Below are 12,802 nucleotides of genomic sequence, written 5' to 3' on the forward strand. Positions count from 1 at the left end.
CAATGCTTAAGTTTATTTTACGCCGTTGTTTAGAGGCGATCCCGACACTTTTTATTCTCATCACTATTTCGTTTTTCATGATGCGGCTGGCGCCAGGTAGCCCATTTACCGGTGAGCGGAAATTGCCACCAGAAGTGATGGCAAATATTGAAGCGAAATATCATCTGAATGATCCCATGTATAAACAATATTTTGATTACTTAATCCAGCTTTCCAAAGGGGATTTTGGGCCTTCTTTTAAATATAAGGACTACACAGTTAATGATCTGGTCGCAACGGCATTTCCGGTGTCGGCTAAATTGGGTGCGTCGGCATTTATTATGGCGGTTGTGCTGGGGGTCAGCGCCGGGGTTATTGCCGCACTTAACCAAAACACGAAGTGGGATTATACGGTTATGGGGTTCGCCATGACGGGGGTTGTTATCCCAAGCTTTGTTGTGGCGCCGCTGTTGGTGCTGGTGTTCGCTATTCATCTTAAATGGCTGCCGGGAGGGGGCTGGAATGGCGGAGCGCCAAAATTTATGATCTTACCCATGGTAGCACTGTCTTTGGCCTATATCGCCAGTATCTCGCGTATCACCCGTGGTTCGATGATAGAAGTGCTGCACTCTAATTTTATCCGTACTGCACGTGCTAAAGGGTTGCCGTTACGCATCATTATATTCCGCCATGCCTTAAAGCCCGCTTTGCTGCCGGTCATCTCTTATATGGGGCCTGCTTTTGTCGGTATCATCACCGGTTCAATGGTGATTGAAACAATCTTTGGTTTACCGGGAATAGGGCAGTTATTTGTTAATGGGGCGTTGAACCGTGACTATTCATTGGTATTAAGCCTGACTATTTTGGTTGGTGGCCTGACTATTCTGTTCAATGCGATTGTTGATGTGTTGTATGCCGTCATCGATCCAAAGATCCGTTATTAAGACTGGAGCGCGCAATGATAGTCAATAAACAAAACAGCGAAGCTCTGGAAAATTTCTCTGAGCAACTGGAAATTGAAGGCCGCAGTTTGTGGCAGGATGCACGACGTCGTTTTATTCACAACCGGGCAGCGATTGCCAGTTTGTGCTTGTTATCTTTGATTACTTTGTTTGTGATCCTGGCACCGATGCTGGCCCAGTTTACTTACGATGATACTGACTGGGCTATGATGTCTATGTCACCTGATTTTGAATCAGGTCACTATTTCGGTACCGATTCCTCTGGCCGTGATTTACTGGTACGTGTTGCTATTGGTGGGCGTATTTCATTGATGGTTGGGATTGCCGCGGCCTTGGTTGCAGTAGTCGTTGGAACTTTGTATGGGTCATTATCCGGTTATCTGGGTGGAAAAATAGACTCAGTGATGATGCGCCTGTTGGAAATTCTGAATTCATTCCCCTTCATGTTCTTTGTGATCCTGCTGGTGACTGTTTTTGGACAGAATATTTTGCTGATATTTGTTGCGATTGGCATGGTGTCATGGCTGGATATGGCGCGTATTGTCCGTGGTCAGACACTGAGCTTGAGACGTAAGGAATTTATTGAAGCGGCGCTGGTGTGTGGGGTGTCAACCCGTTACATCGTGTTACGCCACATTGTCCCTAATGTATTGGGTGTGGTGGTGGTTTATGCATCTTTATTAGTCCCAAGCATGATTCTGTTTGAATCGTTTCTTAGCTTTCTGGGATTGGGAACGCAGGAACCATTAAGCAGTTGGGGAGCGTTGTTAAGTGATGGAGCGAATTCGATGGAAGTTTCCCCGTGGTTGCTGATGTTTCCTGCCGGTTTTCTGGTGGTGACCCTGTTTTGTTTTAACTTTATCGGCGATGGCTTGCGTGATGCCCTCGATCCGAAAGATCGTTAAGGAGGTAACATGAACAGCGTTAAAAACCAGAAAAGTTCTGAGCCGTTGTTAATTGTTAACGATTTGAACGTGACTTTTAGTACCCCGGATGGGGATGTCACTGCGGTGAACAAACTGAATTTTGATTTACGGGCAGGGGAAACTCTGGGAATCGTCGGTGAATCTGGTTCTGGAAAATCACAAACTGCTTTTGCTCTGATGGGATTGCTTGCCAGAAACGGCACGATTGGCGGCTCTGCTGTTTTTAATGGCAGGGAAATTCTTAACTTGGAAGAGAAAGAACTTAACCGCATGAGAGCGGAAGAAATATCAATGATATTTCAGGACCCAATGACTTCTCTCAATCCCTATATGCGTATTGGTGACCAGCTCACGGAAGTATTAATGCTGCATAAACGTATGAGTAAAAGTGAAGCATACCTTGAATCGATTCGGATGCTGGATGCCGTCAAAATGCCAGAAGCACTTAAGCGAATGCGGATGTATCCTCATGAATTTTCTGGTGGGATGCGTCAGCGTGTGATGATCGCAATGGCATTGTTATGCCGGCCAAAATTGCTGATTGCTGACGAGCCGACAACTGCACTTGATGTTACGGTTCAGGCACAGATTATGATTCTGCTGAATGAACTGAAACAGGAGTTTAATACCGCGATAATTATGATTACTCACGATTTGGGAGTCATTGCCGGTGTTTGTGACAAAGTCCTGGTGATGTACGCGGGGAGAACAATGGAGTATGGCACGGCCCGCGAAGTGTTTTATCAACCAACTCATCCTTATTCTATTGGCCTTCTTAGTGCTGTTCCCCGTCTTGATGGTGATGAAGAGTTATTGACAACAATCCCGGGGAATCCGCCTAATTTATTACGGTTGCCGAAAGGGTGCCCGTTCCAGCCACGTTGTCAGTTTGCAATAGACCATTGCGTAGATTGTGAACCAAAGTTAGAGGCATTTGGCAATGGGCGTTTGCGAGCTTGTTTTAAAGCACCGGGAGAATTGGTATGAATCTGATTGAAAAAAGACGCGTGCTGCTGGAAGTCGTCGATCTGAAAGTCCACTTTGATATCAAAGATGGCACACAATGGTTTTGGCAACCAGCAAAAACTTTGAAAGCGGTTGATGGCGTCACATTGAGGTTGTATGAAGGGGAAACTCTTGGTGTGGTTGGCGAATCTGGTTGCGGTAAATCGACTTTTGCTCGCGCAATTATCGGATTGGTCAAGTCTTCCGGTGGCTCGGTAACTTGGTTGGGAAAAAGCCTGCTGGATATGAATGATAAGCAGTGGCGGGATATTCGCAGCGATATCCAGATGATATTCCAAGACCCATTAGCATCCCTGAATCCGCGAATGACGATTGGCGATATTATCGCTGAGCCACTGCGCACTTATCATCCTAAGATGAAAGAGCTGGAAATTAAAGAGCGGGTAAAAGCGATGATGATGAAGGTTGGGTTATTGCCGAATCTGATTAACCGTTACCCGCATGAATTCTCTGGCGGTCAATGTCAACGTATCGGGATTGCCCGTGCGCTTATTCTTGAACCTAAGTTGGTGATTTGTGATGAACCGGTATCTGCACTTGATGTCTCCATTCAGGCTCAGGTCGTGAACCTGTTGCAGGAATTACAACGGGAAATGGGGCTGTCGCTGATTTTTATCGCCCATGATCTTGCCGTGGTTAAGCATATATCTGACCGTGTATTGGTGATGTACCTTGGGCATGCGGTGGAATTGGGTACTTATGATGAGGTTTACCATAATCCACAGCACCCTTATACCAAGGCGTTGATGTCGGCGGTCCCGGTGCCTGATCCGGATAAAGAACGAAATAAACACATTGAATTGCTGGAAGGTGAATTACCGTCACCTATCAACCCGCCATCAGGATGTGTTTTCCGTACTCGTTGCCCAATGGCAGATCCTGAATGTGCTAAAACCCGGCCATTGATGGAGGGGAGTTTCCGTCATGCCGTGTCTTGTTTGAAGGTTGATCCATTGTAGTTAAGATTGATTGTAGTTATTGCGAAATTTTGTAGGACATTAAATGTGAGAGTTACTTTTTGGGTTTTATACCCTTCATCTTCCAAGCTGCTGCTTTGTTGGCAGCTTTCACTCACCCCAGTCACATAGTTATCTATGCTCCTGGGGATTCATTCACTTGCCGCCGCGCTGCAACTCGAAATCTATTAGGTATATATTAGGGTTCAGACCCGTATGAAAATGAGTAGCTCTCACTCTTTGAAGAAGAAAAGAATAGATCAAAATCACTGACTTCAATCTTTCCACAAAATATGGCAAATCGGGTGAGATTTTTCCCGGCAAATCAAAATACGAGCGAAAATATCATTAATTTCAGCATCTTCAGATTCTGCTAGCCCGATAATGACTTCGGCAAAGAAATCAGGATGTGGATTGAAATCCACGTGTTCAAGCCACCCATCAGAAGGGGGCAGTAATTCCGCGCCGCCACGTATTTCGAATTGCAGGCTAAATAGCAGAATATCAGCGGGATCAAGGTTGAACGAAGCCCGTTCGAGAAAGATGTCATAGGCTTTCTCAAGGGTTTCATCTTCTGTCATTCGGTTATTGAAGTCTAAATCCATAGCTTGTGGGGATCTGTTGTCCATATTGATTTATTCGTGGGTCATGATGAGTGAATTAAAGCATGATGAAGCATTGATTGGTACCCCCGTCTTTACAAGACGAGGGGATTGGTCACAGTAGCGGGCTAAAGAAGTAACAAATACGCTCAATAATCCGATGCCACAAAGGGCGTTGTTCCCACTCATTGGTTTCCAGCAATGTAGAATGGGCTATATAATCGTATTGCACCAGCGTCAGATCATTACCAAAGTTTTCATCATCAATAACCACGGTAATTTCGAAATTCAGCCACAGGCTACGCATATCGAGATTCACTGACCCCACCATGCTGAGTTGGCCATCAACTAAAACGCTTTTGGTATGTAGCAATCCATCTTCAAACTGATAAATCTTAACACCGGCGTTTAATAGTTCAGCAAAAAATGCCCGGCTTGCCCAACGAACCAGGAAGAAATTATTTCTGCGTGGAACGATAATAATCACTTCAACCCCTCGTAAAGCTGCGGTGCAAATCGCATTTGTCAGGTCATCACTGGGAACAAAATAAGGGGTAGTTAAAATCAGTTGTTTACGGGCAGAGAAAATAGCCGTCATTAAAGATTGTTGAATCAATTCCTCAGGGAATCCGGGGCCGGATGCAATAACCTGAGTTGTGTGCCCACTGGCCTGTTCAAATGGCATGATATTGTTATCTGGTGATGGCGGAAAGATACGTTGACCGGTTTCCATTTCCCAGTCACAAGCGTAAATAACCCCCATGGTTGTGGTAACCGGCCCTTCCATTCGTACCATGATGTCAATCCATTGCCCAACACCGGCATCTTGTTTAAAGAAGCGTGGATCGACCATATTCATACTGCCGGCATAAGAAATATAATCGTCTATCAAGATAATTTTACGATGCTGGCGCAGATCCATTCGGCGTAGAAATAAACGGAATATATTGACCCGCAAAGCTTCAACAAATTCAATTCCCGCCTGGCGCATGATATCCGGGTATTGGCTACGGCAATATAACCAGCTACCTGCTGAATCCACCATAATACGGCATCTAACTCCTCGGTGTGCGGCGGCCATAAGCGCATCAGTCACTTGTTCAACTAAGCCGCCGGATTGCCAGATGTAAAACACCATATCAATGCTGTGCTTGGCATTCTCAATATCTTTGATAATGGTTTTTAGTGAATGGTCATAGGTTGTCAGTAGTTGGATCTTGTTACCTTTAACGCCCGCAAGCCCTTGCCGTCGTTCGCAAAGCTGGAATAGCGGTGCCGCGACTTCGCTATTTTCCGTAGCGAAGATATGACGAGATTTGCGCAATTCTTCGAGCCATACGGTTGTTGAAGGCCACATGGCTTTTGCTTGTTCAACTCTGCGTTTCCCCAAATGCAGCTCACCAAATGACAGGTAAGCGATGATTCCAACTAAGGGTAGGATATAAATAATCAGCAGCCAGGTCATAGCGGAAGTTACAGGCCGGCGTTTTATCAGAATGCGTAAGGTGATACTGGCAACAATCAGCCAATAAAAGAAAATAGCAAGCCAACTTAGGACGGAATAAAAGGTTGTCATATTCGGCAATCAATCCTGTTTTGTTCAGACATCTGTTGGTGGCGTTTAACACGGTTTCCTCAAGATTCGGGATATAACGATCTAATTAACCCGATGAATTTACCAAAAAATCGGCAAATATACTGCAAGCATCATACTTGATATTGGTCATTTCGCATTATTGAGACAAAAAGTACTATCCAGATACGCCTTGGATATCTTTTTTAAAGGCTTATAATGAGCGTGATGTTTTTATAGGTAGATTTTTATGAAACGTAGTCGGAATGAAGTAGGGCGGTGGCGGATGTTACGCCAGAATCTCAACCGCCGTCGCCGTTGGCTGGAAGGGCAATCAAGACGCAATTTGCGTATTTATTCACTGCGTAAATTAAATGGTTATAAACAGCGTCGAGCTTTATTGTTTGTTCAGCATGGCGAATGGATACATTGAAAAAATAATATTTTTGGCCTTATATTCACGCTCTCCTACAATCTTTATTGAATATGATTGCTATTTGCATTTACACTAGCAGTCATTCGAGGATTGAATATTATGCTGCTAATCAAGAATTCCCTTATGCGCTGGATACATTGGCCAATATTGTTGTCAGTTTGTTTACACGTTTCTGTTGCTGCCGCGCTTTTTTGTTCTGCAATACCGGAAAAGCAGCCTGATGCTGCACTTATGTCTGTTGCTATGATTCAGTTAGCTGCCGAAGAAGCTCCTGTTTCAGAGCCGGCAGCGCCTGAACCTGAGTCAGAGCCAGAAGAGCCGGAACCTGTTCCGGAGCCGGTAATTCCAAAACCAGAGGTGAAGAAGCTAAAACCGGAAGTGAAGAAGAAAATTGTTAAAAAGCAATCTGAACCCGTTGAAAAGAGAGCTGAACAACCGGAAAAGCCGTTGTTTAATCAGAATGCATTGGCTAACCGTACTGATAATAATCAGAATAAACCCGTGGTTAAACCGCGGAATGGGCCAAGAGCATTAAGTAAAGCGTTACCTGTCTACCCATCCAGAGCTTCGGCATTGGGTACCGAAGGTTATGTGAAAGTCAAATATGATATTGATGAAGACGGACGGGTAAAAAATGTAGAAGTGATTGGCGCTAATCCACCCAATGTTTTTGAAAGGGAGGTGAAAAAAGCGATGAGAAAATGGCGCTTTGAAAAAATACCCGCGATGGGTTATATCACAACCGTTGAATTTAAAATTACGGGTATATCTCAATCCTGATGGTCGGGGAAATGCAAATAAAAAAGGAGCATTATTGATACGCTCCTTTTTCCATTAACCATTAATAATTAGGCTTATTCGCTAGTGCTGCTAGCGAGTTGAAAGTGGGTTTTACCTTCTGGTAACCGACGCGGGGTATTATCTTCATTAACCGCGACATAAGTGAATACTGCTTCGGTTGCACGGTAGCGTTGACCGACAGGTTCAGAGGCGACTTTCTTCACCCAGACTTCGATATTGATGGTAATCGAACTGTTACCGGTTTTGAGACAATGTGCATAGCAGCAGACGACATCACCAACGGCAACGGGTTTCAGGAAAGTAATACCATCTACTCTGACAGTGACAACACGGCCTTCCGCGATTTCTTTTGCCAGAATTGCACCACCAATATCCATTTGTGACATTAACCATCCACCAAAAATATCTCCGTTGGCGTTGGTATCAGCGGGCATAGCCAGTGTGCGGAGGACTAACTCTCCGTTAGGTAATTGTTGTTGTGTCATTGAAAACTTTACTTTATTTGATGAAAAAACAATACCTGCCTACAGACGATAGCAGGCAGATATCCATGTGAATAGGGTTACTTCTGTTCGCGTGGCAGGTGACGGTAAATATATACTACACTGAGCACGGTGAAAACCAGAGTCAGGGCAGTCAGACCAAATACTTTAAAGTTAACCCAGACATCTTGTGGTAACCAGAATGCCACATAAATATTAGCCAGTGCACAGGCAATAAAAAACAGAGCCCATGCCGTATTGAGTTTATTCCAGACAAAATCGGGTAAAACCAGCTCTTTTCCTAGCATTTTCTGAATCAGTGGTTTTTTCATAAACCATTGGCTGCCTAGCAAGGCTAATGCGAATAAGGCATAGATTGCGGTCACTTTCCATTTGATAAATAGATCACTGTGGAAAGCTAAAGTTAAAGTACCGAAAACAGTAACCATGATAAACGTGATCAGGGAAGCTTTCTCTACTTTCCGGTAGAGGAAATAAGTTATAGCGACAGCTAAACCGGTGGCGGCGATCAGTGCCCCGGAAGCGTAGAAAATGTCATACATTTTGTATACGACAAAAAAGACGACTAAAGGTAGAAAGTCTAAAAGTTGTTTCATAGTTTGAACCTATTGTAATTCCGGCAGCTGACTCTATCCGATTTTGGTGGTTGAATATACTAAGCGGCAACAGTATGGCTTTATTTATCGATAAATAAAGATTTTTATCGATCTGTTTCGCACAATTTTACCATAAAGAGCGATGTAATTAACTTCCTGTTGTCAGTGAGCATATAACACAGCATTATAGCCAAAACCCGTTGAAAAATAAGAGGGCATAAACCAGATGCAGTGGAAAAAACTACAGCGTTGGATGCCAGGGTTGGGCAATTTTTCTCATTATCGCAAGGAATGGTTGAATCATGATTTAAGAGCCGGGCTTTCTGTCGCCGCAGTTGCTCTGCCAGTTGCTATTGCTTATGCCGACTTGATGGGAATAAGCGCAATTATCGGTCTTTATGCATGTATTTTACCCATGTTCGCTTATGCATTATTTGGTACTTCAAGACAGTTGATTGTCGGGCCAGATGCCGCAACGTGTGCCGTTATTGCAGCGGCTGTCGCGCCATTGGTTTTTGATAATGAAGATGTACGCTGGCAGCTTACGATCGTAATGACTTTAATGACCGGGATATGGTGTGTTCTCGCCAGTCACTTTCGATTAGGTGCATTTGCTGATTTTCTTTCCAAACCGATCCTGAAAGGATTAATGAACGGTGTTGCATTGACAATCATTGTCGATCAGCTAGCTAAAATCTTTGGTTTTGCTGGCGTGCAGGAGGGATTGATTGAACGAGTGATCGCATTACCTGCCAAGCTCATGAGTACACATTTACCGACGCTGGCAATGTCTGTTGCTACGGTATTGATTTTGCTCATTGTGCGTTTCTTGCGTCCAACTTGGCCGGGGCCTTTGTTGGCAATGGTATTAGCGACTTATGTAAGCTGGCAATTTGATCTGGAAAAATATGGCATTCAGATTGTTGGCAGTGTCAGCGGCGGAGGATTACCTGTTGTGCCAATGCCCGATTTCCAGCCAGGCATTATGCGTGAGCTAGTTATCCCATCTTTGAACCTTGCTGTTATCAGCTTTGTCAGTTTTATGATGACGGCCCGTAGCTTTGCCAGTAAAAACAGTTATCAGATTGATGCGGATTGTGAACTTAGGGCCTTAGGTATTGCGAACATTGCTTCTGCTTTATCACAAGGATTTGCCGTCAGTGCTGCCAGCAGTCGTACTGCGGTTAATGACGCGATTGGTGGGAAAACGCAATTGGTCTCTGTTATCGCAGCGACTATTATTTTGCTGGTTTTGTTATTTATGACCCGTTTCCTGGCTTATATCCCGTTGTCATCTCTTGGTGTAGTACTGATTTATTCGGCATCGTCACTGTTGGATTTATGGCGGATTTGGTCACTGAGGAAACGAAATCATCAGGCATTTACTTTATCACTGTTTACATTGGTTGCCGTGCTAGTGGTGGGTTTGATTAACGGTGTTGGTTTCGCTGTTCTGCTTGGTTTATTACAGTTTTTGCGAATTATATTCCGCCCGACAGATCAGCTCCTGGGGGTAAATGACCAAGGAATGATTCATTCAATTAATCATGGCAATGATATTAAACCAATAGATGGCGTGATGATGTATCGATTTAATTCGCCATTGACTTATTTCAATGTCAGCTATTTTAAAAAGCGGGTACTACAGCATGTTGACAGAATTCAAAAAGCTAACAAAACGCAAAAACGTCCGGGTTGGCTGGTTGTCGATGCGGCTGTTAGTTTTACCCATGATGATGTCAGTGTATTTGCTGCTATTGATGAGTTGATTAGTGAATTGAAAGTAAGAGATATCACATTGGTGCTCGCCGGGCGCCGGACAGAACTTACCCGTTGGATAAAGCAGAATAAACTGCGAAGTAGTGATGACGATCTAATTGTGGTGCCCGATCTCTATTTTGCGGTACGCATGATTCAAAGTAAGCCCGAATGGTACTCTAATTACATTAAAGGATAATAAGTTACAGTTGGTTGTTGATTTGAAGTTCGTTGAATAAAAAAATATGATTAGATCATAACAAACAAGGAGGTTTTAGTTTAATGTAATCTAAAGATTATTCCTCTATTAGTTATCACTGTGTTTTCTAGACAAATTCCCTGTTGTAAAACAGGGAATTTTTTGCTTTTATCCCAATAGTAATAAAGAGCTATAAATACGAACAACAGTCGATTGCAGTGGGAGGATTTTCATGATAAAGGCGGGAGCGTCACTAGTTTATTTAGTTAAACGGAAAGTTAACAATAAATGGGATTAAGTTGTTTTCTATTGGTTGCTGATAAATAATTGCGCCCCATAATTAATCTTTTCTATATTTTATACAACGTTAGGGATTTTCAATGAAAAGAGCATTGGTAGCTTCAGTGGTGGCAGCAGGTTTATCTGTATTCGCATTTGCGGCAAATGCCGGTGAAAGTACGATTTCGGGTGGTTATGCTCAGAGTCATGTAAAGTTTGATAGTAAGAATTTAGCTGGTAACCCTTTTGATAGTAACTCACTTGACGGTAATCCAAAGGGCTTTAACTTGAAGTACCGCTACGAGCTGGATAGTAATTTGGGTGTTATTGGTTCATTCACGTATACCCATTTGGATAACGATTTATATATTAATAGTAGCAAGGTAGGTAAGTCTGAGCTGGATTATTATTCTCTGATGGCGGGTCCTATATATCGTTTTAATGACTATGTTAGTGCATACGGTTTAATTGGTGCTGCACATGGAAAGGTTAAGGGTGAGGTTTCTGTTCTGGGTCATGACCGTGACTATAAAAGTAATAAGACATCAGTTGCTTATGGTTTAGGATTACAGTTTAATCCTATGCCAAATTGGACTATTGATACATCCTATGAATATTCAAAACTGGATGACACTAAAGTAGGTACTTGGGTAGTTGGTGTCGGCTATCGATTCTAACCGAAATTCGCTAATTGATATTTAATTAGCTCTCCTTTCTATAAAATTCCCTGTTGAAAAAACAGGGAATTTTTTTGCATTTTAGCTTAATCCAGCTATGACTAGCTTATTCTGTTTATCCCATAGTTTTATTGCCATGGGGTTTTATACCCTTCATCTTTCAAGCTGCTGCTTTGTTGGCTATTTTCACTCACCCCAGTCACATCGTTATCCATGCTCCTGGGGATTCGTTCACTTGCCGCCGCGTGCAACTCGAAATCTATTAGGTATATTTGAATCGCTATTTTATATTGATTTTTGTTGTGAAGAGGTAATCAGCATATACAACCGGAACAGGTAAATCAGCAAAATGGCTGAGATGAGGTTATTAAATACACCAAGAGTGATGCCTGCCATCTCACTGTGAATGAATGTTAGACGGTCAATAATAAACGCCAGCAAGAGCTTAGCGGTCAGCCATAAAAGAATTGCCGGAACCAGCAAGCGAATATTGGCAAATGCCAGTTTCCAGCTTATTTTCATGGAAGCAAAAACGCCGTGACGCTCGGTAGTCATAATCACGGGTGATAAAGCCAGTGCGATAGACAAAATAATGCCTGGTACCAACATAAGCATCAAGCCAAGTTGAATTAGCAGGGTGCAGATAAGCAGTAACAGGAACAGTTTCGGTAATTGGCTTGCTGATAAACCAATTGCCTGTAATGAAGAGATACGATTTCCCGCTGAAACCGCCGCAACCAGCGTCAATACACCACCAACCAGTAGCACGCTACCAATCATACTTGAGAAAATGGTTCCGATTCCCGCACGCATGATCATTGACTGTTGCTCTGGGGTCATTTGAGACACCAGTTCCTGAATACCGGCCTTGCCTGAGGTGGCAAACGTGAATTCTGCTTCTGTCAGCAACTTCATCTGTTCGCTGTCAGGAATAAACAGGTGCCCCAATAAGGTGGTAACCAGAGCCGCCAGAACGGCCAGGGTCAGGGTACTTAACAGTTGATTCTTGAAAAAGTTAAAACTGTCACGGTACAGGGTATTCGCCGTGATTGGCATGAAGACAGCTCCTATCAGGTTAAACAACAATGCATAGGGGGTGATTGTACCTTGTTATGGGGAAACGTGGATAGTAGAAACGAGATGATGCGGATAAATTAATGGTTATATTCTTCATCTTTCAAGCTGCTGCTTTGTTGGCTGCTTTCACTCACCCCAGTCACATAGTTATCTATGCTCCTGGGGATTCGTTCACTTGCCGCCGCGCTGCAACTCGAAATCTATTAGGTATAGTTGTGATTGTTGATGACAGAAAAAAATTCTTCACATTATATTTTTAAGATAAAAATAAACATAAAATTAACCTTATTAAAACATAATGGAAATATAATAAGAGGAAAGATAAAACATCTGAATGGGTATATAAACAAAAAATTTCTAACTGATTAATAATAAATAAACTTTGATTTTGATCAATTTAAAATAATTCCAAATTGAAATAATAATATTATAAATATGCGGTTTTGCTGAAA

At 43.0% G+C, this 12,802-nt stretch carries 13 protein-coding genes; 8 read left to right on the plus strand and 5 right to left on the minus strand.

The annotated features are described in order from the left end of the window. The first annotated feature begins 2 nt into the window (after nucleotides 1-2). The 4 genes from oppB to oppF are packed head-to-tail and all read left to right on the plus strand — an operon-like array spanning nucleotide 3 to nucleotide 3,852. Nucleotides 3-923 carry an oligopeptide ABC transporter permease OppB gene (gene oppB / locus D3222_RS09805; RefSeq protein ID WP_118985990.1) on the plus strand — a complete coding sequence of 307 codons (921 nt, stop codon included), beginning with the start codon at nucleotides 3-5 and terminating at the stop codon, nucleotides 921-923. Nucleotides 924-937: 14 nt separating this feature from the next. Further along, nucleotides 938-1,846 carry an oligopeptide ABC transporter permease OppC gene (oppC, locus tag D3222_RS09810; protein ID WP_118985991.1) on the plus strand — a complete coding sequence of 303 codons (909 nt, stop codon included), beginning with the start codon at nucleotides 938-940 and terminating at the stop codon, nucleotides 1,844-1,846. A 9-nt stretch (nucleotides 1,847-1,855) separates the two neighbouring features. Further along, nucleotides 1,856-2,854, plus strand: coding sequence for an ABC transporter ATP-binding protein (locus D3222_RS09815; RefSeq protein WP_118985992.1), 999 nt, complete (start codon nucleotides 1,856-1,858; stop codon nucleotides 2,852-2,854). After that, nucleotides 2,851-3,852, plus strand: coding sequence for a murein tripeptide/oligopeptide ABC transporter ATP binding protein OppF (gene oppF, locus D3222_RS09820; protein ID WP_118985993.1), 1,002 nt, complete (start codon nucleotides 2,851-2,853; stop codon nucleotides 3,850-3,852). The genes D3222_RS09815 and oppF overlap by 4 nt, the downstream gene beginning before the upstream one ends. 272 nt (nucleotides 3,853-4,124) lie before the next feature. Here oppF and D3222_RS09825 read toward each other — a convergent pair whose 3' ends face one another. Together D3222_RS09825 and cls are read right to left on the minus strand one after the other, a co-directional pair. Next, nucleotides 4,125-4,454 carry an HI1450 family dsDNA-mimic protein gene (locus D3222_RS09825; protein WP_118986015.1) on the minus strand — a complete coding sequence of 110 codons (330 nt, stop codon included), beginning with the start codon at nucleotides 4,452-4,454 and terminating at the stop codon, nucleotides 4,125-4,127. Nucleotides 4,455-4,566: 112 nt separating this feature from the next. After that, a complete protein-coding gene (gene cls / locus D3222_RS09830; protein WP_118985994.1) occupies nucleotides 4,567-6,027 on the minus strand; it encodes a cardiolipin synthase in 1,461 nt (486 codons plus the stop codon). A gap of 247 nt (nucleotides 6,028-6,274) precedes the next feature. Here cls and D3222_RS09835 point away from each other — a divergent pair, with 247 nt between their 5' ends. Both D3222_RS09835 and tonB read left to right on the plus strand, forming a co-directional pair. Then, a complete protein-coding gene (locus D3222_RS09835; protein WP_118985995.1) occupies nucleotides 6,275-6,457 on the plus strand; it encodes a YciY family protein in 183 nt (60 codons plus the stop codon). A 102-nt stretch (nucleotides 6,458-6,559) separates the two neighbouring features. Next, on the plus strand, nucleotides 6,560-7,240 hold the full coding sequence (gene tonB / locus D3222_RS09840; RefSeq protein ID WP_118985996.1) for a TonB system transport protein TonB: 681 nt from the start codon (nucleotides 6,560-6,562) through the stop codon (nucleotides 7,238-7,240). A gap of 74 nt (nucleotides 7,241-7,314) precedes the next feature. Here the strand turns inward: tonB and yciA are convergent, their stop codons facing one another. Both yciA and D3222_RS09850 read right to left on the minus strand, forming a co-directional pair. Next, entirely contained in the window at nucleotides 7,315-7,746 is a 432-nt protein-coding gene (gene yciA / locus D3222_RS09845; RefSeq protein ID WP_118985997.1) for an acyl-CoA thioester hydrolase YciA, read from the minus strand. 77 nt (nucleotides 7,747-7,823) lie between these two features. Then, nucleotides 7,824-8,360, minus strand: coding sequence for a septation protein A (locus D3222_RS09850; protein WP_118985998.1), 537 nt, complete (start codon nucleotides 8,358-8,360; stop codon nucleotides 7,824-7,826). 226 nt (nucleotides 8,361-8,586) lie between these two features. On the opposite strand from D3222_RS09850, the gene D3222_RS09855 reads away from it, so the two are divergent. Together D3222_RS09855 and D3222_RS09860 are read left to right on the plus strand one after the other, a co-directional pair. After that, nucleotides 8,587-10,317, plus strand: a complete 1,731-nt coding sequence (locus D3222_RS09855) for a SulP family inorganic anion transporter (protein ID WP_118985999.1) — start codon at nucleotides 8,587-8,589, stop codon at nucleotides 10,315-10,317. Between the two features lie 380 nt (nucleotides 10,318-10,697). Further along, nucleotides 10,698-11,273 carry an Ail/Lom family outer membrane beta-barrel protein gene (locus D3222_RS09860; protein ID WP_118986000.1) on the plus strand — a complete coding sequence of 192 codons (576 nt, stop codon included), beginning with the start codon at nucleotides 10,698-10,700 and terminating at the stop codon, nucleotides 11,271-11,273. 285 nt (nucleotides 11,274-11,558) lie between these two features. Here D3222_RS09860 and D3222_RS09865 read toward each other — a convergent pair whose 3' ends face one another. Beyond that, a complete protein-coding gene (locus D3222_RS09865; RefSeq protein ID WP_118986001.1) occupies nucleotides 11,559-12,329 on the minus strand; it encodes a YciC family protein in 771 nt (256 codons plus the stop codon). Nucleotides 12,330-12,802 lie beyond the last annotated feature (473 nt).

The sequence above is a fragment of the Photorhabdus sp. CRCIA-P01 genome (assembly GCF_003545805.1).
GTDB classification, from domain to species: Bacteria; Pseudomonadota; Gammaproteobacteria; order Enterobacterales; family Enterobacteriaceae; genus Photorhabdus; species Photorhabdus antumapuensis.

Bases quoted from the DNA above. Each gene is read 5' to 3' on its own strand.
- D3222_RS09855 (WP_118985999.1), top strand. From the start codon at position 8,587: ATGCAGTGGAAAAAACTACAGCGTTGGATGCCAGGGTTGGGCAATTTT.
- oppF (WP_118985993.1), top strand. From the start codon at position 2,851: ATGAATCTGATTGAAAAAAGACGCGTGCTGCTGGAAGTCGTCGATCTG.
- cls (WP_118985994.1), bottom strand. From the start codon at position 6,027: ATGACAACCTTTTATTCCGTCCTAAGTTGGCTTGCTATTTTCTTTTAT.
- tonB (WP_118985996.1), top strand. From the start codon at position 6,560: ATGCTGCTAATCAAGAATTCCCTTATGCGCTGGATACATTGGCCAATA.
- oppB (WP_118985990.1), top strand. From the start codon at position 3: ATGCTTAAGTTTATTTTACGCCGTTGTTTAGAGGCGATCCCGACACTT.
- D3222_RS09825 (WP_118986015.1), bottom strand. From the start codon at position 4,454: ATGGATTTAGACTTCAATAACCGAATGACAGAAGATGAAACCCTTGAG.
- D3222_RS09865 (WP_118986001.1), bottom strand. From the start codon at position 12,329: ATGCCAATCACGGCGAATACCCTGTACCGTGACAGTTTTAACTTTTTC.
- D3222_RS09860 (WP_118986000.1), top strand. From the start codon at position 10,698: ATGAAAAGAGCATTGGTAGCTTCAGTGGTGGCAGCAGGTTTATCTGTA.
- D3222_RS09815 (WP_118985992.1), top strand. From the start codon at position 1,856: ATGAACAGCGTTAAAAACCAGAAAAGTTCTGAGCCGTTGTTAATTGTT.
- D3222_RS09850 (WP_118985998.1), bottom strand. From the start codon at position 8,360: ATGAAACAACTTTTAGACTTTCTACCTTTAGTCGTCTTTTTTGTCGTA.
- D3222_RS09835 (WP_118985995.1), top strand. From the start codon at position 6,275: ATGAAACGTAGTCGGAATGAAGTAGGGCGGTGGCGGATGTTACGCCAG.
- yciA (WP_118985997.1), bottom strand. From the start codon at position 7,746: ATGACACAACAACAATTACCTAACGGAGAGTTAGTCCTCCGCACACTG.
- oppC (WP_118985991.1), top strand. From the start codon at position 938: ATGATAGTCAATAAACAAAACAGCGAAGCTCTGGAAAATTTCTCTGAG.